This window comes from Thermoactinomyces sp. DSM 45891, assembly GCF_900119485.1.
GTDB lineage: Bacteria > Bacillota > Bacilli > Thermoactinomycetales > Thermoactinomycetaceae > Baia.
Genome location: NZ_FPJZ01000010.1, coordinates 56,567 through 77,943, shown reverse-complemented (window position 1 = coordinate 77,943; position 21,377 = coordinate 56,567). Strand labels below are relative to the sequence as shown.

Annotated in this window: 19 protein-coding genes and 1 pseudogene; 1 reads left to right on the top strand and 19 read right to left on the bottom strand. The window is 43.1% G+C overall.

Annotated features, from left to right (window positions below):
- Positions 1-7: 7 nt before the first annotated feature.
- The 12 genes from BT147_RS09650 to accB all read right to left on the bottom strand — a co-directional run bounded on the left by BT147_RS09650 (position 8) and on the right by accB (position 11,090).
- Complete coding sequence (locus BT147_RS09650; protein WP_072334316.1) at positions 8-868, bottom strand: NAD(+)/NADH kinase; 861 nt, start codon at positions 866-868, stop codon at positions 8-10.
- A 16-nt stretch (positions 869-884) separates the two neighbouring features.
- Positions 885-1,418, bottom strand: a complete 534-nt coding sequence (locus BT147_RS09645) for a hypothetical protein (protein WP_072334313.1) — start codon at positions 1,416-1,418, stop codon at positions 885-887.
- Positions 1,419-1,475: 57 nt separating this feature from the next.
- Positions 1,476-2,282 carry a TlyA family RNA methyltransferase gene (locus BT147_RS09640; protein WP_286119307.1) on the bottom strand — a complete coding sequence of 269 codons (807 nt, stop codon included), beginning with the start codon at positions 2,280-2,282 and terminating at the stop codon, positions 1,476-1,478.
- An 11-nt stretch (positions 2,283-2,293) separates the two neighbouring features.
- On the bottom strand, positions 2,294-4,180 hold the full coding sequence (dxs, locus tag BT147_RS09635; protein ID WP_072334307.1) for a 1-deoxy-D-xylulose-5-phosphate synthase: 1,887 nt from the start codon (positions 4,178-4,180) through the stop codon (positions 2,294-2,296).
- Between the two features lie 186 nt (positions 4,181-4,366).
- Positions 4,367-5,263: a polyprenyl synthetase family protein gene (locus BT147_RS09630; RefSeq protein ID WP_072334304.1), complete on the bottom strand. Its 897-nt coding sequence runs from the start codon at positions 5,261-5,263 to the stop codon at positions 4,367-4,369.
- A gap of 3 nt (positions 5,264-5,266) precedes the next feature.
- Positions 5,267-5,524 carry an exodeoxyribonuclease VII small subunit gene (xseB, locus tag BT147_RS09625; protein ID WP_072334301.1) on the bottom strand — a complete coding sequence of 86 codons (258 nt, stop codon included), beginning with the start codon at positions 5,522-5,524 and terminating at the stop codon, positions 5,267-5,269.
- Complete coding sequence (gene xseA / locus BT147_RS09620) at positions 5,517-6,881, bottom strand: exodeoxyribonuclease VII large subunit (protein WP_072334298.1); 1,365 nt, start codon at positions 6,879-6,881, stop codon at positions 5,517-5,519. The genes xseB and xseA overlap by 8 nt, the downstream gene beginning before the upstream one ends.
- 390 nt (positions 6,882-7,271) lie before the next feature.
- Positions 7,272-8,147, bottom strand: coding sequence for a bifunctional methylenetetrahydrofolate dehydrogenase/methenyltetrahydrofolate cyclohydrolase FolD (folD, locus tag BT147_RS09615; RefSeq protein WP_072334295.1), 876 nt, complete (start codon positions 8,145-8,147; stop codon positions 7,272-7,274).
- Positions 8,148-8,290: 143 nt separating this feature from the next.
- Positions 8,291-8,713: a transcription antitermination factor NusB gene (gene nusB / locus BT147_RS09610; protein WP_072334292.1), complete on the bottom strand. Its 423-nt coding sequence runs from the start codon at positions 8,711-8,713 to the stop codon at positions 8,291-8,293.
- 72 nt (positions 8,714-8,785) lie between these two features.
- Positions 8,786-9,184 carry an Asp23/Gls24 family envelope stress response protein gene (locus BT147_RS09605; RefSeq protein WP_072334289.1) on the bottom strand — a complete coding sequence of 133 codons (399 nt, stop codon included), beginning with the start codon at positions 9,182-9,184 and terminating at the stop codon, positions 8,786-8,788.
- Positions 9,185-9,190: 6 nt separating this feature from the next.
- Positions 9,191-10,546, bottom strand: a complete 1,356-nt coding sequence (gene accC, locus BT147_RS09600; RefSeq protein WP_072334286.1) for an acetyl-CoA carboxylase biotin carboxylase subunit — start codon at positions 10,544-10,546, stop codon at positions 9,191-9,193.
- Between the two features lie 22 nt (positions 10,547-10,568).
- Positions 10,569-11,090 carry an acetyl-CoA carboxylase biotin carboxyl carrier protein gene (gene accB, locus BT147_RS09595; RefSeq protein ID WP_072334283.1) on the bottom strand — a complete coding sequence of 174 codons (522 nt, stop codon included), beginning with the start codon at positions 11,088-11,090 and terminating at the stop codon, positions 10,569-10,571.
- Between the two features lie 257 nt (positions 11,091-11,347).
- Here accB and pepF point away from each other — a divergent pair, with 257 nt between their 5' ends.
- The gene (gene pepF / locus BT147_RS09590; RefSeq protein ID WP_072334280.1) at positions 11,348-13,162 is read left to right on the top strand and encodes an oligoendopeptidase F; all 1,815 of its coding nucleotides are present in this window, start codon (positions 11,348-11,350) and stop codon (positions 13,160-13,162) included.
- A gap of 81 nt (positions 13,163-13,243) precedes the next feature.
- Here pepF and BT147_RS15870 read toward each other — a convergent pair.
- The 7 genes and pseudogenes from BT147_RS15870 to BT147_RS09550 form a co-directional block, all read right to left on the bottom strand.
- Positions 13,244-13,870: pseudogene (locus tag BT147_RS15870) on the bottom strand (hypothetical protein).
- 66 nt (positions 13,871-13,936) lie between these two features.
- Complete coding sequence (locus BT147_RS09575; protein WP_072334271.1) at positions 13,937-14,584, bottom strand: hypothetical protein; 648 nt, start codon at positions 14,582-14,584, stop codon at positions 13,937-13,939.
- A gap of 416 nt (positions 14,585-15,000) precedes the next feature.
- Positions 15,001-17,049: an ATP-dependent DNA helicase RecG gene (gene recG / locus BT147_RS09570; RefSeq protein WP_072334269.1), complete on the bottom strand. Its 2,049-nt coding sequence runs from the start codon at positions 17,047-17,049 to the stop codon at positions 15,001-15,003.
- On the bottom strand, positions 17,046-17,936 hold the full coding sequence (sdaAA, locus tag BT147_RS09565) for an L-serine ammonia-lyase, iron-sulfur-dependent, subunit alpha (protein WP_072334389.1): 891 nt from the start codon (positions 17,934-17,936) through the stop codon (positions 17,046-17,048). The genes recG and sdaAA overlap by 4 nt, the downstream gene beginning before the upstream one ends.
- Before the next feature lie 86 nt (positions 17,937-18,022).
- A complete protein-coding gene (sdaAB, locus tag BT147_RS09560) occupies positions 18,023-18,682 on the bottom strand; it encodes an L-serine ammonia-lyase, iron-sulfur-dependent subunit beta (protein ID WP_072334266.1) in 660 nt (219 codons plus the stop codon).
- Between the two features lie 115 nt (positions 18,683-18,797).
- On the bottom strand, positions 18,798-19,661 hold the full coding sequence (locus tag BT147_RS09555; protein WP_072334263.1) for a DegV family protein: 864 nt from the start codon (positions 19,659-19,661) through the stop codon (positions 18,798-18,800).
- Between the two features lie 11 nt (positions 19,662-19,672).
- Positions 19,673-21,376 carry a DAK2 domain-containing protein gene (locus BT147_RS09550; protein WP_072334260.1) on the bottom strand — a complete coding sequence of 568 codons (1,704 nt, stop codon included), beginning with the start codon at positions 21,374-21,376 and terminating at the stop codon, positions 19,673-19,675.
- Between the last annotated feature and the right edge of the window lies 1 nt (position 21,377).

Genomic DNA, 21,377 nt, shown 5'->3' with positions numbered 1-21,377 from the left:
CCTGTCGTTACCCCTTCTCGTCGCCATGAAGCTTTTTACGTACTACCTCAAAGAAGGAGCGTTCTTTCCACTTTACTAAATAGGTTTGATTTTGAGATCTTCTAATCCGAATCAAATCTCCCTCATGAATCTCAAAACCAATTTGTCCATCGATTGTCATCCCCATCTCGTGGTGTGTGGCAGAAACTCTTACTTCCAATTCACTCTCGGCTGGTAACACCATCGGACGAGAAGTAAGGGTATGTGGGCAGATAGGAGTTAGTAGAATCGCTTGAAAACCTGGCCACACAATCGGGCCTCCGCAAGATAACGAATATGCCGTAGAACCGGTTGGAGTGGAGATAATAATCCCGTCGCCTGAGTAACTGCCTAAAAACATCCCATCCATACTAACAGAACAGTTTACGATTCTGCCAAATGATCCTTTGGCGATTCCAATATCATTAAAAGCAGTACCGCGATGAACTATTTCTCCATTTCGGACACATTCTGCATCAATCATCATCCGTTCTTCGATACAAAAATCATTGTTTAGAATTCGATCAACCGCACTTCCTAGATTTTCAGGCTCCGCCTCAGACAAAAATCCTAAGTTCCCTGTGTTTATCCCTAGTATTGGCAACTTTGCTCCAGCTAACTCACGGCCCACTCCTAAAAGTGTACCATCTCCCCCTAAGACAAATACGATTTCCACACGATTGGGAAAATCTTTCAGCGGAATGCCACAATCATCTCGTCCCAACACGCTTGCTAAATCCTGCTCTAATAACACAAAAGCATTTTTCTCACAGAGGAGTTGCATTAATTCCTTCGCAACCTGCAAAGCATGTGGTTTGCTGGCATTCATCATAATGCCGATTCGCTTCACAACTCCTACCCCATTTCTATTTGGTTATCGACCATGCTACAAGCATTCCGAGCACAAACACAACAATATAACTCCACGGAAAAGGGGCGCGTTTATGGGAGGGAAATTCATATTGAAACGTGATTTCCTCCACACTTCGTGCCTCTACATTCACATAAAGCAAACCCATCGGTTTTGCTAATAAGTAAGAAGCAAGAAAAGAATCTCGTAGCGATGCCCCAATTTTTTTGAGCGGTCTTCTTCGTCTTGAAGTGATCACGGCGTAACGGTTTCCATATTCATCTGTTGCAAATACATCGATAAACATCCGACTTTCAAAGCTTTCATCCCCGACCTTAATTTGAAGGGAGATCTTCTGTTTTTCTGCATATGCTTCATATCCATGCTCCTGTAGGATGGTGGGAATCTCTCCCCTGAGCGGCTCAGGATCCGGACGAGTATTAAAAACCCAATCTTTCATGGAAGAAAACGAAAACCATTTTCTGAGGAAAAAGTAGAAGATGACTCCAACTAATAGGAATAAGACGATCGGATCTCCGGAACGTGTCATACGCACCTCCCCCTTCCCCTACTAATTCGGAGTCATGAAAAAGAAACCTTTTTATTCTTAGGAAAAACGTTGATGTACTTCTTGTACGATTTTTGGGATCTTCGCCACCCAATCCTCCTGAACAGGTGTCTCTTTCTTTTCAAGGAAGCTGATAAATTCAATATTCCCTTCGCCTCCTGTGATAGGAGAACCCGAAATTCCTTTTACAGAAAAGCCATTGGAATTAGCTGTAAACACAAATTTCATTAATACTTGCTCATGAATTTTGGGATCTTTCACAATCCCTTTTTTCCCAATCTGCTCTCTTCCTGCTTCGAATTGTGGTTTTACTAAAGCAATGGTTCCCCCACCAACTGGTAGGAGCCGCCCCAGAACAGGAAAAATATGAGAAAGAGAGATAAAGGATACATCTATCGTAGCGTAGGTAGGAGGTTCACCTGTCAGTTGCTCTTTTTCTAAATATCGAAAATTGGTCCGTTCCATGACAATCACTCGGGAATTTTCACGAATCTTCCACGCTAGTTGCCCATACCCAACATCGATCGCATACACCTGTTTTGCACCATTTTGCAATGCACAATCTGTAAATCCACCTGTGGAAGCACCTATATCGAGTACGACTTGATCTTGAATAGAGGTAGGAAAGACTTCCAGCGCTTTCTCAAGCTTCAATCCACCTCTGCTCACGTAAGGAGAAACTTGTCCTTTAATCGTAATTCTCTTATCAATGGGTACTTTAGTCCCAGGCTTATCAATTCGTTCTTGTTCAACCAAGACAAGCCCAGCCATAATGGCACGTTGGGCTTGCTGGCGACTTTCATAAAAGCCTTGTTGTACGAGTAACACATCAATTCGCTCTTTCACTGTGTATCCTCTTATACTTCCTGTTTTTTCTTTACAAATCTGGTTACTTGCTCAGCAATTTGAGTTGGCGTTAGTCCTACTTCCTCCATCTGCTGGGCCATACTTCCATGTTCCACAAAGTAGTCTGGAATCCCACATAACTTTACCTGTGCATCATACATCTCTTTTTGAGCAAAAAACTCTAATACCGCACTCCCGAAGCCACCTTGCAAGGCCCCTTCTTCCAGTGTGACGATAGGTATGTTGTTTTGGTAAAGAGATAAGAGCATTTCTTCATCCAATGGCTTCACAAAACGAGCATTCACTACCTTAGCGCTAATTCCTTGCTTTTGGAGTAATTCTGCTGCCTGAATAGCTGGCCCGACCATCGATCCAAACGCTACCAAGGCCACGTCTTCCCCATCTTGCACGACTTCGGATTTCCCAATAGGAATGAGCTTAAACTCCTCGTCCATCGCAATCCCTGTACCGTTTGCTTTCGAATAACGAACCGCAATTGGCCCTTTTCCATATTCGATTGCCGTATAGAGCATATGTTGAAGTTCATTTTCATCCTTTGGCATCATCATAACCATATTTGGTTGGGAACGCATAAAGCCAATATCATAGATTCCTTGATGAGTCTCACCGTCTTCTCCCACAAACCCAGCACGGTCTATCGCAAACACGACATGTAAGTTTTGCCGACAAATATCATGGACGACTTGATCATATGCACGCTGTAAAAACGTCGAATAAATCGAAAAGACTGGGATGATCCCTTGAGTGGCAATCCCCGCTGCAAAAGTACCTGCATGTTGTTCCGCAATCCCAACATCAAACGTGCGATCTGGGAACCGCTGCTGAAACTTCTCCAGTTTCGATCCTGTTAACATGGCCGGAGAAATCGCTACGATCCTTGGGTTCTCCTCTGCTAGCTTGATCATCGTCTCTCCAAAAACAGCTGGGTAGGCTACAGGGCCACCTGCCTTCTTGGCAAATGCTCCGGATTCAATCTTATACGTTCCTACCCCGTGATAATTCACTTGATCTTCTTCCGCAGGTTGGTATCCATTCCCTTTACGAGTCACAATGTGTACTAGTACAGGACCTTTCGTATGTGCTGCTTGACGTAGACACTCCATTAGATCCGTTAAATTATGACCATCTATCGGGCCTAAATAGGTAAAACCTAGCGTTTCAAATAAAACTCCATCTACAACTAAGAATTTCAAGCTATCTTTGACACGTTCAATTAAATGGGCAAACGGGGTGCCCACAGATGGGATTTTTTTAATGAGTGCTTCCACATCATGCTTGGTTTTCGAGTACGTTTTATTCGTACGCAAACGCCCGAGATAGTTATGAAGCGCTCCCACATTCGGACTAATCGACATCTCATTATCATTTAGTACTACAATGAGGTCTTTTTTCTCTTCACCTATATGGTTAAGTGCCTCAAGAGCCATACCGCCGGTTAAAGCACCATCTCCAATGATGGCAACCACTTTATTATCTTCACCTTTTAAATCACGTGCAGCCGCCATTCCCATTGCACCCGATAAAGATGTACTACTATGTCCCGTTTCCCATACATCATGTTCACTTTCACTCATCTTAGGAAAGCCGCATAAGCCTTTATATTGACGAAGCGTCGGGAAAAGATCCATACGACCTGTCAATAATTTGTGAACATAGGCTTGGTGACCTACATCCCATAAAAACTTATCCTTTGGACTATCAAATAAATAGTGGAGAGCAATGGTCAATTCTACCACACCTAGGTTAGAGGCAAGATGCCCGCCAGTCTTGGATAAACTTTCGATTAAAAACTGACGAATTTCCTCCGCTAACTTAGGTAATTCTTCTACTGGTAGTTTTTTCAGGTCGTCTGGTGATTGCATCTGCTCCAAGAGCATCGCGATCGCCTCTCTTTCTAGTTTCTTTATACACAAAGTATAGCATTTTTAATTGACGTTTTTATTGTTGAGATGATCATATCAGAAAAACGCCGGTCACGAATCTTTGTTCGAACCGGTACGACCTCAATCTACTATGTATGTACATATCATTCTTTTTAAACGTAATTGTTATTATACCATAATCTAACGATCACGCGACATTAGGTAATCTGCTATCTCCATTAGTCTCCCCGGGTTACAATCTGGAATATTCATAAGTGCTACCTTTGCTTGGGAAATACATTGATGTAGTTTCTTCTTTGATTCTTCCAGTCCTAGTAAAGACGGGTATGTGGATTTGTGATTTGCCTCATCACTCCCCACACGCTTCCCAATCTTCTCTTGGTCACCAATTACATCTAGGATATCATCTTGAATCTGGAAGGCCAATCCAATTCCATAAGCAAATTGACTTAAAAAGCTCATCGACCCTGGAGATACCCCAGCAACACGAGCCCCCATCCGAATCGAATATGCAATCAGGTCGCCTGTCTTCCGTTTATGAATAGACTGGAGATCTTCTAAGGGAATTTGTCGATCCTCAGCTAGTAGATCACTTACTTGCCCTCCAACCATTCCCCTTGCACCCGCCAAGTTCGCTCCTTCTCTCACGATCGCCATTGCAGTATGTACTGGCAAATGTGCCTGAGTAACTCCATCAGCCAACAATCCAAATGCCTCCGTCAACAACGCATCTCCTGCTAAGATTGCCATCGCTTCTCCATAAACCTTGTGATTAGTCAATTTACCACGACGATAATCATCATCATCCATACTAGGCAAATCATCATGGATCAGCGAATAGGTGTGAATCATCTCCACAGCACACGCAAAAGGAAGTACCTGATCTTCTTCAGCCCCAAACGCTTCTGCCGTTGCAATGGCAAGAACCGGCCTGATCCGTTTACCCCCTGCTAATAACGAATAACGCATCGAATCTAATAGCGGTTGTGGAATACCAGTAAGCGTTCTTGTATATGTATCAAGCTCTTCGTGCACGAGCTGTGCTTTTTGTTGTATATAGTCACGAATAATCGGCACAGTCTATAGCTCCTCCTCATTCTGGAAAGGTTTCTTTTTCCACTCCCCGTTTTCTTGAACTAACATCTCCACTTGTTGCTCCGCCCAATCTAACTTTTCTCGACAAAAAAATGCTAATTGGTTTCCTTCAGCAAATAAACGAATTGCTTGATCTAGCGGAACTTCCCCTTGCTCCAATTGTTTCACTACTTCCTCTAAACGCTCCATTGCTTCTTCAAATGAAGTGGGTTCAGAGGGTTGTACACTTTGGCTATTACTCATCGCCCTGTTCCTCCGTTCCAAATACTTGGCATTTCAATACCCCGTCCTGCATGCGTATTTTTAATAAATCACCTAGTTTGACTTGAGAAGTAGATGCGATTAAATCTGGTTGATGAAAACGATACACTACTGAATAGCCTCGTTTCAATACTTTTAATGGACTAAGGGCATCTAATTTTTCTACATTACGTTCCAAACGGTTTCCTTCTCGCTCCATCGTAACCTTCATCGACCGAAATTGATTCTGGCATAATCGAGATAATTGCTCTTGATATAGCGCAATCGACTGATGTGGACGGAGCCGATCTAGCCGTGAAGATAACTGCTCTACTTTCAATGTACTTTTTGCTGTCTTAGACTGTGCACGATTGCGAAGATCCCGCTCTAGATAATCAAGACGTTGCGAGTATTGCTCTAAACGTTCGCCTGGCTTTTGGAAAATCGGACGTTCTAGTGTAGAATTTAATTTACTCCGCTTCCCCTCTATCAACTTGATAGAAGCGTGATGAAGTCTTGTATAAAGAGATTGAAACCGTTGCGTAATCTCTTGAAAATCAGGCACCACCATCTCCGCAGCCGCCGTTGGAGTAGCCGCCCTGAGATCTGCTGCATAATCACTCAGTGTGTTGTCGGTCTCATGTCCTACTGCCGAGATAATCGGGATGAGGGACCCAGCTATCGACCGAACCACTACTTCTTCGTTAAAGGCCCACAGTTCCTCTAACGAACCACCACCTCGGCCGACAATTAATACATCAACATCTGCTAATCGATTCATCTCCACAATCGCCTCTGAGATCTCCCGTGCGGCATGCATTCCTTGAACAGCCACTGGGAGCAACACGATCTGTGTAAGTGGATAGCGTCTTTTCATCGTTGTAATAATATCCCTGACTACTGCTCCTTGCGCTGAGGTGATTACCCCAACACGACGTGGGTAAATGGGGATTTGTCGCTTAGGACGTGTAAATAATCCTTCTAGCTCTAGACGTTCTTTCAGCTGCAAATATTTACTATATAGATCACCCTGCCCGCTATTTTTCATCTCTAAGACTTTTAGCTGAACTTGTCCGTCTTTTTCATAGACATATAGTTCACCACGAATCGTTACTTGATCTCCATTCTTTGGCTTAAAGAGAATAAAACGACTCGACCATTTAAACATAACAGCTTTCATCTTCGCAGACTGATCTTTGATGGAGAAATACATGTGTCCACTGGAAGTGTGATGAACAAAATTCGTAATCTCACCTTGAATCCAGACCGCTTTACTGCGCTCATCTCGATCTACTAATCCTGAGAGGTGTGAAACAAGCTCCGATACACTCCAGATTTCGCGCTCTTTGCGATGGGGCATGTTGGTTCCTCACTATCTTTATATGTATAAGTTTTGGGTTAATATTGGACTTGGCTTTTGACAGAACGACCAGAAGAAAGACACATTCACCCCTAAAGCTTCTTCTAATCGGTTTTGTCCATACAATCTACATCTAGTCCCTCAACACACCTGTTACGTAGCTAGGAAATAGGAAATGGAGTAGGGGCAATATATCTGGCCACTGCGATGTTAGTAAGCCTGCTTAGCATAGTCCTTCGAAGCGAGGGCGTTTTGTGGCAATGTTTGAGAGCGGACTTGCTTGTCCACATCCTTGCGGGCTCACTATTTGAGTGTGGCCAGATACATTTCCTCGGGACATCCTACCCTAGATCATCCACATGCTAATCCCTAGCAACTCTATTTAATCCCTCACTCTACCGATATCAAACTAACACGATCTTCACTCGCACGTTTCGCCGCCTCGATCGTATTGCGCATCAGCATCGCAATCGTCATCGGCCCTACACCACCCGGCACAGGAGTAATAGCGGATGCCTTATTAAATACCTCATCAAACACCACGTCACCCACTAACTTACCTTCCTCATTCCGATTCATCGCCACATCAATCACAACCGCACCATCTTTTATATGGTCAGCTGTAATCAACCCAACCTTCCCCACAGCACTCACAATAATATCAGCCTGCTGGGTAAAGGTTGCTAAATCAGGAGTACGAGAATGGCACATCGTAACTGTAGCATTTGCACGTTGCAGTAACATCGAAACCGGCTTACCCACAATGTTACTTCTCCCAATCACAACTACATGCTTTCCATCTATTGTAACATTCGAACGCTCTAAAAGTTGCATAATTCCAAATGGCGTACAAGGTAGATAACATTCCAATCCAGTCATCATTTTGCCTACATTAATCGGGGTAAATCCGTCTACGTCTTTCTCTGGTGAAATCGCTTCGATCACTTTTAACTCGTCAATATGTTTTGGCAAAGGTAATTGCACTAGAATTCCATGAACCGCTTCATCCTGGTTCAATTCTTCAATTTTATCAAGAAGTTGCGTTTCCGTTATCCCTTCACCCATCCGAAGTACTTCTGATGCAATCCCAACCTCCGTGGCAGCACGAACTTTCCCACGTATATACGACTGGGAAGCTGGATTATCACCAACAAATATCACCATCAAACCCGGACGAATTCCTTCTTTCTGTAATTGTACGACTTCCTCTTTTAACTCTTGACGAATATCACTTGCGATTTGTTTTCCATCGATCAATTGTGCCATTTGTCATCACCCTTATAGACCGTAGTTTTAGATATGCCATGGAACCACATATTATCATCTTAGTTTATTCGTTTCTACAAAAGCTGTAAAGGATAATCCGAACAATACAAAAAGAGAGCGAAGCAACATTCGCTTCTACTCCCCTACTGTTGTATTTCTTCCCGTAACTGATCTAGATCTTTCGCTAATTTACCTAAAATCCCATTGATAAAGCGGCTTGTTTCCATTCCACTAAATGCCTTGGAAAGCTCTACTGCTTCATTTAGCACCGCACCAGATGGCGTTTCTGGTTGATAAAGTAGCTCCAGTGTAGCTACACGTAGCACAGCTCGATCGACGGCAGAAAGGCGACTCAACTTCCAACCTTCTTTTACATATCGCTCCAAAATAGGGTCAATCAGAGGGTGATATTCCTTCACACCTTGCACGAGAACGCGATAAAAATCCAAATCTTCCCCCTGAACCTTCTTCTCCAATTCACGAATCATTTGAAGGTCTGCTTCAGGATGCACATCTTGCTGATATAAAGATTGAATCGCTATCTCTCTTGATAATCTCCGACTCATGTAAAATCCTCCAAAAAGAAACCCGAGCCACCTTTTTGGGCCCGGTTTCGATGCAACTTCTTACCTGCTATCTTACCTTACTTTTGGGTTAGATTCCCCATCTTTTGTTTTTTCGGGTTGTGGGAATTTGATCCCTTCGACACGAACCATAACCTGATCTACCTCTATACCCGTCATCGTTTCCACAGCCGATTTGATACTTTCTTGTACTTGTTTTCCTACTTCCGGGATCGACACCCCGTATTCAACAACAAGTGATACCTCAATCGTAGTGGACTCATCTAGGTTTACCGTAATGCCTTGGCGCAGACTTTTCCGACCAATCATCTGATTAAAGTTCTCGACGACACTGCCACTTAGACCAATAACCCCTTTGACTCCAGTCGCAGCTAGACCAGAAATAACTTGTAATACTTCTGGTGCAATCTCTACTTTGCCTAGATTGCCATTTTTCGTTGGTTGATGTTCCATATTAGCTTATGTTCCCTCCTCATATATATTAGTCGTTTCCAAAAACTGAATATGAAAATCACCGGAGCGAAATTTTGGGTGTTGGATCATTCGTTGATGGAAAGGAATCGTAGTATGAACACCGTCAATCGCAAATTCATGTAATGCACGATTCATGCGATCAAGTGCTTCCTCACGATCTTTTCCCCAAACAATTAACTTTGCTACCATTGAATCATAAAATGGCGGAATACGATAGCCCTGATAACAAGCACTATCTACTCGAACCCCCATACCACCAGGAGCTAGGTACGTTTTAATCGTACCAGGTGATGGCATAAAGTTTTTATCAGGCCGCTCAGCATTAATCCGACATTCGATCGACCAGCCGTTGATCACGATATCTTCTTGATTCACTAAGAGTGGTTCCCCTGCGGCTACACGAATCTGTTCTTTCACCAGATCAATCCCTGTAATCATCTCCGTAACAGGATGTTCCACCTGAATTCGAGTATTCATCTCCATAAAGTAGAAATTACGATCACGATCAAGGAGCAGCTCCACCGTACCTACCCCTTGATAATCGACAGAGCGTGCTGCGGCGATCGCGGCTTGGCCCATTCGCTCACGCAACTCTGAATCTAGTGCTGGAGATGGGGCTTCTTCAATCAGTTTTTGGTATCGACGTTGAATCGAACAATCCCGTTCACCTAAATGAACAACATTTCCATGGGAATCAGCTAAAACTTGAATCTCAATATGACGAGGCTCTACGAGGAACTTCTCTAAATACACACCTGGATTACCAAAGTTAGCCTCGGCTTCCTTCTGCGCTAGCGTAACCGCATGGCGCAATTCCTCTGAACTATGTACGATCCGCATTCCTTTTCCGCCGCCACCAGCTGTTGCTTTTACGATAACTGGATAGCCAATGGAAGTAGCAATCTGTTCGGCTTCATCGATATTTTCAATGATACCTTGCGTTCCCGGAACGACCGGAACTCCTGCTTCTTTCATCGTTTCACGAGCAGTGGTCTTATCCCCCATCTTTAAGATGGCTTCTGGCGATGGGCCGATAAAGGTAATGCCACAAGCCGTACAAAGCTCGGCGAAATCGGCATTTTCCGATAAAAATCCATATCCAGGATGGATCGCGTCTACTCCGACCAACGTTGCTACACTCAGCAAGTTTGTCATGTTTAGATAACTTTCACGAGACAGAGCCGGACCGATGCAGAAAGCCTCATCTGCTAAACTCACATGCAATGCCTCACGATCCGCTTCGGAGTAAACCGCTACAGTGGCAACCCCTAGCTCTCGACAAGCTCGGATGATTCGAACAGCGATTTCGCCGCGATTTGCAATTAGTACCTTCTTAAACATTCACAGTTCCCCTCCTGAACGATCAGGACGTTTTTACCAAGAACAATGGTTGTCCATATTCTACTAGCTGGCCATTTTCCACTAACACTTTTACAATCGTCCCTTTTACATCTGCATCTATTTCATTCATCAGCTTCATCGCTTCTACGATACATACAATCGCTTCGTTTTGAACCTGATCGCCTTCTTTTACATAAGGCTGAGAGTCAGGGGATGGTGCGCGATAGAACGTCCCCACCATCGGAGAAACGATTTTATGTAAATTAGCATCCTCCACATCAGGTGCTACTTCAGCAGGGGTTGCTTCCACCACTGGTGCTGAACTTGTCACCTCTGTCGCAACAGGTGTTGCAACTGGGGTTGGTTGTTCCGCATGTTGAACCACTGGTTGTGCTATAACAGGGAAGCTGGTAGTTGGTACCATAACCCCATTATTTTTTTTCATCTTAATCGTGGTATCTTCATTTTGGATTTCAAATTCTTCGATTTGAGATTCATCTATCAATCGAATAAGTTCGCGAATTTCATGCATTTTAAATGCCATTATGTTTGCTCCTTTCTAATCAGGTAACGGTTTAATCATAAAGGTTTTTTCTAGGCTTGACCAGTCCTTCAGCGGGAATTACCCATTCAGTCAAAATGATGACACTTGTGCACGAGAATACTATCATACATTTATTGCATAAAAATCCATTGGAAAATTCGGCGTTCTTGCAATCCGATTTACCCCACATCATCACATAGGTATAATAAGATAAGAATGTCCATTTTTAACGTTTTATATCATAAGGAGGGTCTGCGATGGAGTCGAAAGCAAAAAAATTACCAAAACGATCTGAAATTGCCACTCCAGATACATGGCGGTTGGAAGATATATTTGCCACAGATGATGCATGGGAACAGGAATATAAAGAGATTAAAGCAACTCTTCCTCGGTTTACCCAGTTTCAAGGAAAACTAGGAAGTTCAGCCGATATTCTTTTTCAAGCATTACAAGCTCGTGACCAAGTTTCAGAGAGATTAGGCAAAGTATTTGTCTATGCTCGTATGCGTTACGATCAAGACACCACCAACTCTCATTATCAAGCATACAACGACCGCGCTGCTAGCTTAATGACGGAAGCAAGTAATTCTATGTCATACTATCGCCCTGAAATCTTAGCAATTCCTGAAGAAAAAGTCACCTCTTTTGTAAAAGAACACGAAAAACTTTCTTTATATGGATATGAACTGGAAATACTAAATCGTTTCCGTTCCCATACCTTATCCGAAAAAGAAGAATCACTACTCGCACAAGCCAGCGAGGTGTTAGGATCATCTAGCCGTACCTTTAGTTACATAAACAATGCCGACATTACATTCCCTTCGATTCTTGATGAAAAGGGCGAAGAAGTAGAAATCACCCATGGTCGTTACATTCAGCTTCTCGAAAATAAAGATCCTCGAGTACGTAAAGAAGCATTCCAAGCTGTCTATGAAACGTATGGCAAATTACGCAACACGCTTGCAAGTACATTATCTGGACAGGTGAAAAAGCAAAACCTCATTGCGAAAATTCGTCAGTACGGATCTGCTCGCCAAAAGGCACTAAATGACAATCAAATCCCTGAATCTGTATACGATCAACTAATCGAGACCGTTCATGAACACCTGCCACTTCTCTATCGCTACTTCGATATCCGAAAAAAAGCACTAGGTCTCGAGGAGCTACATCTCTACGATCTATTCGTTCCTCTCACTTCTGAACTTGAGATGAAGGTTAGCTACGAAGAAGCAAAAGAATTACTCCTTAAAGGCTTGCATCCACTTGGGGATGAATATCTACAAGTGTTACAAACGGCTTTTGATAACCGGTGGGTCGACGTGTACGAGAACCAAGGGAAGCGAAGTGGGGCCTACTCTTTTGGAACCTATGGCACCAATCCATACATCCTCATGAACTGGCAGAACTCCGTTGATAACCTATTTACACTCGCTCACGAATTTGGTCATTCGGTCCACAGTTATTACACTCGGAAGACTCAACCACACGTCTACGGAGACTATTCGATCTTTGTAGCGGAAGTCGCTTCCACTTGTAACGAAAACTTGTTGAACGACTATTTACTAAAAAACACAACAGATCCACAGAAGCGTCTCTATCTAATCACGCATCATTTGGATAAATTCCGTAGCACCATTGTTCGTCAAACCATGTTTGCGGAATTCGAGCTACTGATTCATCAAAAAGATCAGTCTGGCGAGGCGTTAACAGCAGATGTGCTTTCTCAGATGTACTATGACCTAAACAAGAAATACTTTGGTGAAGGTGTCGTAATCGATCCAGAAATTGCTCTAGAGTGGGCTCGTATTCCTCACTTCTACTACAACTTCTACGTATACCAGTATTCCACAGGAATTAGTGCAGCTACTGCCTTGTCTAAGCAAATTCTCGAAGAAGGACAGCCAGCAGTAGACCGTTATCTAGACTTCTTAAAAGCAGGAAGTTCACAAAGTCCGATCGATATCCTCAAACATGCAGGCGTCGATATGAACTCCCCAGAGCCAATTCGTGAGGCATTTGTCGTGTTTAAGGAGTACTTAGATGAGCTGGAGATGTTGCTAGGGCAAAAGTAAGAGTGGGAACATGAAAACAGCCTAACTGAATACCGGTTAGGCTGTTTTCATTTATTATAGGAGAACCAGCGGGCTATTCTGTCAGCAAATAACATGGCCAGGACAGTAATTATTTTCACCAACGTAGGTTGATGAATGCAAGGCTGTCAATCTAACAGAATATCGATGAATATCCTTCACGGTTATCCATAATACTTTTTCTTTTTCGATATCAACTGAAATCTCAAATCCCATAGGCACAACTGATACATATTTAGAATTTACAACATCCGAAATACCAAAAAGCATATTGTATAGATAAGTAGTATTGTAAGACTGTTCGTCACTCCAAAAAACTCAAGCTGAATCTTGCTGTGTATGCAAGTCAGTAAATGTACTTTGCATAGAAGCAGTTAATTCATTGGTTATCTGACCTGCAGGGAAATTTACTCCCAGAAAATCCCTTATTACACCCATCACCTGATTTACCATGGAGTCCACTTGAATTGTTTGACTAATAATGGTTCGATCTATTTGGCCCATAAGAGTTCCGTTACGATTTGCAATTTCTAGTCCTTTATTTAGGTCAAATCCATTCGTTTGAGGATCGATTGCTGCATCGTATGCTGCTGCTTGTTGTATCGCATTACCTAGATAACGTTCTTCTACGGTATATATAAAATTATACTTAGTGTCGCTATCTCTGTTAGAAACAATCAAAGTACTCATCTATATCCCCCTCTATATCTTAAAAAAAGATGCTATAGGTCTCATTCAATTTGTACAGGATGTAGTTCACAGTACACTGTATACCTTAAGAATTGAAATTTTAACTTCAAAGTCATGAATATCCTTATAAGTTAAATTCAGAACCTGTTCCATACTCGTGTTAACATGGACTTCATAGCTCATTGGTACAATAATTAAATGATTGCTATCCAATTCTTGAATAGCCAGAAGCATGTTATATATATATGTAGTACTGCGTGCACTTTTAGCTTTCCAAAAAATCCAATTAGAGCTTTCTTCGAGATATAAATCAGTAAAAATTTTTTGTATAGAGAACGATAATTCGTTAAAGAGCCCCTTGTTTAGTGAATTACCTATAAATTTCTTTAAGAAATGAAAAATGTGGTTTACCATTTTGCCTACTTCTATCTTGCTTTTGATTAAGGTTGTTTCTTTTTTGTCTACCACCATCATTCGATTGCGTCTGGCTATATCATTTGCCTTGGATAAGCTAAGGGAGTGTGATAGTGGATTTATCGCTCGATTAAACTTGGATGCCTGTATCAGTGCTTGTTGAAGTTTAGCCAGCTCTACTCCCATCAGATTCTTATATTCATAGGGAACCTCTTCTTGTATACGAGGAGTCCTTAAAATAGTCCCATCACCTTTGCTAATACTTGAAATGGTATATATTCTTTGACGTGGATATTTCATAAAAAACACCTCCAGATTAAAATTGATATTCAAGAGAGCTCATGTTACATCCATCATCACACTATATGTTAAGAATATTTAATAAATGAACGTTATGAAAGAAAATAATTGTATTTCGAAAAAGAAATGATTATGGATAATGAAGGAAATCACTATGCAACTCGTAATGACAGTATAGCCGATTAGACCATCCAACCCATCACCCAAATAATAATATAGAAGCGCACAAACAAAACCAGTAACAGCTGCGATTTTCGTTTTTCTGATTATAATTTCGTCATAAAGTTCACCTATTCTATGAATGGCCTCTTTGCATCACCACCAAGAGGTCATATTTATTGGCCCTTCCAACTAAATAAAACCTAACCAAACGATCAGTTAGGTTTTATTTAGTTTCATATAAAAACCACCTCATCTTAATCAAAACTCTTACTCTCCAATCCCTCAGCCTGCAAACGGTCATAAATTAGCTTCGTCTCTGGTTTGGAGCCAAACTCAGGGTCATTGACGATTAGAGCCGCGTCCGCTCTAGCTACCTCCATGATCTTCAAATCCTCCGCCAAATTAGCAACTTTAAACACAGGAAGCCCGCTCTGCTTCACGCCTAGGAAGTCGCCAGGCCCCCTCATCTCTAGATCACGTCGTGAGATCTCAAATCCGTCAGTTGTCTCGGTCATCACACGCATCCGTTCATTCCCTTGCTCGGAACGTGGATCGGCAACTAGAACACAAGTAGATGCGCCACCACCCCTCCCTACACGTCCACGCAACTGGTGAAGCTGAGCCAGGCCGAAGCGATCGGCATCATAGATCACCATCACCGTAGCATTGGGAACGTTTACACCTACCTCAACGACTGTCGTGGAGACTAGAACCTGAATTTCATTTTCCGAGAATGCTCGCATCACTTCTTCTTTTTCCGCTGAATTCATTTTCCCATGAAGAAGGCCTACCCGCACAGGAGAAAGCTCCAAGGTCAGTTGTTCGTATAAGTCATGCGCATTTTGCAAATCTAACTTCTCTGACTCTTCGATAAGTGGACAAATCACGTATACCTGATGACCTGTCTGGCACTCTTTTTCAAAAAAGGTAACGATGCGGGGAAACAAGTCTTTTTTCACCCAATATGTATCAATCGGTTGTCGTCCAGCTGGCATCTCATCGATCGTAGAAATATCCATTTCTCCAAAGACAGAGATGGCTAGAGTACGGGGGATCGGAGTCGCTGTCATGAATAGGACATCTGGATTACTCCCTTTTTCACGGAGCAATGCACGTTGTTTAACACCAAAACGATGTTGTTCATCCGTAATCACGAGACCTAGTTGACGGTACACAACCCCTTCTTGAATGAGAGCATGTGTCCCTACTACAATATCGGCTAGTCCCATTTGAATCTGGCTTAACGTATCTCGGCGTTCTCTTGCTTTCATATTCCCTGTAAGGGAGACAATTGTAAGACCTAGTGGGCCTAAAATGGTCCGTAACGATTCGGCGTGTTGATCCGCTAAGATCTCCGTTGGAACCATGAGCGCACCTTGGTAACCAGATAAGTAGTTAGCATATAAGACAATCGCGGCAACCACGGTTTTTCCAGATCCCACATCCCCCTGTAATAATCGATTCATCTGAGGAGCAGCTTGTAGATCATCTAAGATTTCATCTACGACTCGCCTCTGTGCGCTTGTCAATGGAAAATCCAATCTGGAAACCAATTCCTCGACCTTCTCATGGTCAAAACGGTGGGAAATACCTTCTACTTCTGTTTTTTGAAGCCTTCGGAGATAAAGTAATTTTGCTTCATAAAGGAAGAGTTCTTCATAGGCCATCCGTCTGCGTGCCTGATGACCTTCTTGCTGTCCTTTAGGAAAGTGTAGGTAGTACATCGCTGTGGCACGGGGAAGCAGACGGTATTGGTCGATGATATCAGAAGGTAAAATCTCTTCGATTTCCCCTCCAAATCGCCTATAAGCCTCTTCGATCAATTTGCGTAGCCAGTTTATTTGTACATTCGCATTTACAGAGTAAACAGGCTCTAAGCGACCTGCCTGCTTCTCTTGCTCAGCCTGACTCACAAATGTCCGCTTCGCTAAAATCTCCAGTTTATGACGATCAAAGCGCCCCGATACCATAATCGTTTTTCCGGGAATCAGTTTGTCCTTTAAAAAATGTTGATTAAACCATACCACTTGCACAATAATTCCATCCACATCTAGACGGGCGGATAACCTGGAGCTATTTTTTTTAAACCACCGGAAGCTAGGGGTTTGATACACTTTTCCTTGAACGGTTACTTGGGATTCATGCTCTGCCTCCCCTAAATCTGTCACCCGATAGTCGATATAACGATATGGATAATACTCTAAAACATCCTGAATCGTAGAAATTCCTAGCTCCTCCAGATGTTGCTTCCGTTGAGGTCCAACACCCGACAACACATCAACCGGATACTGAGCCAAACTCATGATTCAGATGTCTCATTTCCAAAAATTTGCCTCTCCAAACTACGACCTGTCGGGGTAGCGGCTAAGCCGCCCAACGCTGTCTCGCGCAATGCTACCGGCATATCTCGACCGATTTTATACATCGCATCAATCACTTCATCCGTCGGAATCACACTTTCAACCCCCGCCATAGCAAGGTCAGCAGCTACCATAGCAATCGCCGCACCCATTGCATTTCGTTTGACACACGGAGCCTCCACTAAGCCCGCTACAGGATCACAGACAAGTCCTAGCATATTTTTTAGCGCAATCGCAACTGCCTGTGCTGATTGCGAAGGAGTCCCTCCAGCCATCTCGACCACAGCCCCCGCGGCCATCGCAGTTGCAGAGCCTACTTCAGCTTGACATCCACCCGCCGCACCGGAGATACAAGCATTATTTGCAATACAAAAACCAATCGCACCCGCTACAAATAACGCTCGTACCATATCATCACGACTCGAGTTCAATTTTTTTGATGCAGTTGAAATCGTACCAGGCAAAATCCCACAAGCACCGGCTGTTGGCGTCGCAACGACGATCCCCATCGCCGCATTTACTTCCGATACCGCTGTAGCACTAGCCACCGCTTCTAAAACAGTTAATCCCGTTAACAGAACAGGAGCGTTCTCCCGGTAGCTCATAATCTTCCGTGCATCTCCACCTGATAGCCCACTTTTGGACTTCAGATCCTCGGTTGTACCTCGTTCAATGGCTAATTCCATCACTCGAAGGTTTTCTTCCATTTCACGATAAATTTCTTCTATCGGACGATTCATAACATCTGATTCTTGCCTCATCATCACATCCGAAATTTTTAGTTGTTCTGATTCTGCATATTCAACTAGTTCTGCCACTGAGCGAAACAACATGTTTAACTCCCCTTTCTAACAGTAGAATAACCCAAGAAAAAGACGCTTTCAAAGGCCTTCTTGCTTGGGTTACAAGTTATGATTTATGAAAGAACGGTGACTGAAAGCATGCCGTGTTGTTTGCGAATCTCTTCTTGGAGTGATTCATCCACAACTTGGTCTGTCTCGATCGACATTAATGCTTGAGACCCTTTTTCTTTACGAGATACTTGCATATATCCAATATTAATTTCATGCTTGGCTAGAATCGTAGCCACAGCGGCGACCGCTCCATGTTGATCGTGATGGTAGACCAACAAAACAGGAGCATTTCCCGATAAACTGAGTTGGAAGCCGTTTAGTTCCGTAATCTCCATCTTCCCACCGCCAATTGAGATGCCGACCACTTCTAAGCGATGGTCACCCTCTTGAAGAATCAGACGAGCCGTATTCGGATGATCTGTCAGTTCATCCGACTCGATGAACTCGACATCCATCCCCTCTGCACTGGCAATATCTAAGGACTCAGCCATACGTGTATCAAACGTATCAAAATCAAGCAATCCCCCTACTAGGGCGATATCGGTTCCATGACCCCGATACGTTTTTGCAAAAGAGCCATACAAAATGATGATAACGCGCTGAGGCATCTTCCCAAACATGGTGCGTGCCGCTCTACCAATCCTTGCTGCGCCTGCTGTATGTGAGCTAGAAGGGCCGATCATAACAGGCCCAATGATATCGAAAACTGTACGATATTTCATATGCAATCGCACCCTATCCATCTAAGATCTACAAAATCCTCTTACCAAATCCTAATTATTAACAAATGTATCAGACCATGAAAAAAGGTACAAGGGATTTCATCATAGAACCTCGTTAGACTTCTAGATACGGTGCTACTGAGATCGCAACAGTACCTGGCCCTGCATGCGTTCCAATAACCGGACCGATTTCCGTCAAAATTAGTTCTTTCACTTCAAACTCCTGCTCGATTCGTCGCACCCACTTATCAGCTTCCTCTGGATTGCGTGCATGCATAACCCCAACCGATACAGCTCCTGATTGAATCTGCTCTTTGATAAGTCCAAATAATCGTTCAAACGCTTTATTTTTTCCCCGAACTTTATCTACCGCATAGACAACACCTTCTTGGTTTACAGACAAAATGGGTTTAATGTTCAAAAGTGAGCCGACAACCGCCGATGCTTTCCCGATTCGTCCACCTTTTTGAAGATATTCCAATGTATCCACTAAGAAAAAAATAGAAGTATGCTCACGATTTGATTCCAAAAGCTCCTTGATTTCCTCTAGAGACTTACCCGCCTTTGCCGCACGAGCAGCTGCAATGACTTGTAAGCCACTTCCTAAAGAAGCAGAGCGAGAATCAAATATCTCAATCTCCACATCTGGATTTTCCAGCATAGTAGAAGCGAGAACAGCAGTTTGATAAGATCCGCTTAAACCCGATGAAAGAGAAACGAGAAAAATTTTCTTCGCACCTTCATCAATCGCCTTCTGGTATGCATTTACATAATCCATCGGCGAAGGCTGAGAAGTAAATGGAATCTCCTTGCACTCTGCTAGTTTTGCATAAAACTGGTCAGCAAAGATGTCAACACCATCATAATACGTTGTTCCTTCAATATGACACGGGATCGAAACAAGACTGATTCCAAGCTCTTCCCTTAACTCTTGAGGTAAATCAGCTGCGCTATCACAAATTACATATACCTGACCCATAAGGCACCTCGCTATTCAACAGAAAATAAGAAGTAATAGAGTGGCTGTCCCCCATCATGAACCTCAATCTCTACATCCGGGTATGCGTCTCCCAGCCTTTTTGTTAGCTCATCTGCTTGATCGGTAGAAACATCTTGCCCGTAAATAACAGTAACTACATCTGCTCCATCAACTGCCATCTCATCTAACAGTGTCAAGGCAGTATCCATCAAATCTTTCCCCACTACCTCAATCTTACCTTCTGTAATCCCTAGATAATCACCTTGTTTAATCTGATGCTCATCAATCTGCGTATCACGCACGGCATAAGTAAGCTCACCGGACCGGATAGCCTGATAAGCAGAGGTCATATTCATTTTGTTTGTCTCAGAAGTAGCATCCTTATCAAATGCCAACAGTGAAGCTAAGCCCTGGGGAATCGTCTTAGTAGCAAGAACCGTTACAGGCACGTCCACTACATCGCCAACTTGTTCTGCAGTCCAAATAATGTTCTTGTTGTTTGGCAGAATGATTATATGCTCAGCATGGATTTGGCCAATCGCTTTGACGATATCTTCCGTACTTGGATTCATCGTTTGACCACCCTCGATGACTACATCGACTCCTAGACTACGCATAATATCTGCTACTCCAGAGCCTGCCACGATTGATACAATCCCATATGGCTTTTTTTCTACTTCTATGACTGGATTTTCTACTTGTTTGCCATGAGAATGAGTAGATGTATGCCCTTCCGTTGCTGTTGCATATTGTTCACGCATATTTTCAATCTTGATCTTAATGAGATCACCATATTTTTGAGCATAACTAAGAGCATCACCTGGGTGTTCGGCATGAATATGCACCTTTACAAGCTCTTCATCTGAGATCACTAAGAGGGAATCCCCGAACTGAGATAGCTCTTCGCGAAATTCTCCTTCAGAGAATGCATCTACCGGGCGACGAGTTGTTTGTAAATCCACCATAAACTCGGTGCAATAGCCATTCTCAATCGTAGCTGGATCAATTTTCGCTTGTGCATTATCATGAGCCATTTCAGCTAAACTTTCTAAACTAGGAAGATTCTCTTGGATTGCTGCTTGATCTACAACCACTTCGCCTGTTAAAACAGAGAGCATTCCCTTATATACTAGCAACAGGCCTTCTCCACCCGCATCCACAACCCCCGCTTGCTTTAATACCGGAAGCATATCAGGTGTACGGTCTAGAGTGGCTTTTGCTTCGTTTACAACCGCTTCTAATACTTCAATCGGATCGTTTGTACTCCGAGAACGTTTCCCACCGGCCTCTGCCGCTTCCCTAGCAACCGTGAGGATCGTTCCTTCAACTGGCTTGAGAACTGCCTTATATGCCGTTTCCACTCCTCGTTGAAACGCTTCTGCTAACTGACGAGGGCTCATCGTTTCATTGCCTGCTAGTGCTTTTGAAAACCCACGGAACAGCTGAGACAAAATAACACCAGAATTTCCTCTTGCACCCATCAGTAATCCTTTTGCAAGCGCTTCCGCTAGTTTCCCGATGTTTTCTTCATGTGCAAACTTCTCCATCTCTTTTACACCAGATGTAATCGTTAAACTCATATTGGTTCCAGTATCACCATCTGGAACAGGGAAAACGTTGAGGGCGTTTACCATCTCAACGTTACGATTAAGATTGTTCGCGCCCGCACGCATCATTTGTAAAAACAGACTTGCAACAATTTCGCGTTGTGCCAAC

Bases quoted from the DNA above. Each gene is read 5' to 3' on its own strand.
- accB (WP_072334283.1), bottom strand. From the start codon at position 11,090: ATGGCATTTAAAATGCATGAAATTCGCGAACTTATTCGATTGATAGAT.
- BT147_RS09555 (WP_072334263.1), bottom strand. From the start codon at position 19,661: ATGGGTCAGGTATATGTAATTTGTGATAGCGCAGCTGATTTACCTCAA.
- accC (WP_072334286.1), bottom strand. From the start codon at position 10,546: ATGTTTAAGAAGGTACTAATTGCAAATCGCGGCGAAATCGCTGTTCGA.
- pepF (WP_072334280.1), top strand. From the start codon at position 11,348: ATGGAGTCGAAAGCAAAAAAATTACCAAAACGATCTGAAATTGCCACT.
- recG (WP_072334269.1), bottom strand. From the start codon at position 17,049: ATGAGTTTGGCTCAGTATCCGGTTGATGTGTTGTCGGGTGTTGGACCT.
- BT147_RS09645 (WP_072334313.1), bottom strand. From the start codon at position 1,418: ATGACACGTTCCGGAGATCCGATCGTCTTATTCCTATTAGTTGGAGTC.
- dxs (WP_072334307.1), bottom strand. From the start codon at position 4,180: ATGCTCTTGGAGCAGATGCAATCACCAGACGACCTGAAAAAACTACCA.
- sdaAB (WP_072334266.1), bottom strand. From the start codon at position 18,682: ATGAAATATCGTACAGTTTTCGATATCATTGGGCCTGTTATGATCGGC.
- folD (WP_072334295.1), bottom strand. From the start codon at position 8,147: ATGGCACAATTGATCGATGGAAAACAAATCGCAAGTGATATTCGTCAA.
- BT147_RS09605 (WP_072334289.1), bottom strand. From the start codon at position 9,184: ATGGAACATCAACCAACGAAAAATGGCAATCTAGGCAAAGTAGAGATT.
- nusB (WP_072334292.1), bottom strand. From the start codon at position 8,713: ATGAGTCGGAGATTATCAAGAGAGATAGCGATTCAATCTTTATATCAG.
- BT147_RS09575 (WP_072334271.1), bottom strand. From the start codon at position 14,584: ATGAAATATCCACGTCAAAGAATATATACCATTTCAAGTATTAGCAAA.
- xseA (WP_072334298.1), bottom strand. From the start codon at position 6,881: ATGCCCCATCGCAAAGAGCGCGAAATCTGGAGTGTATCGGAGCTTGTT.
- xseB (WP_072334301.1), bottom strand. From the start codon at position 5,524: ATGAGTAATAGCCAAAGTGTACAACCCTCTGAACCCACTTCATTTGAA.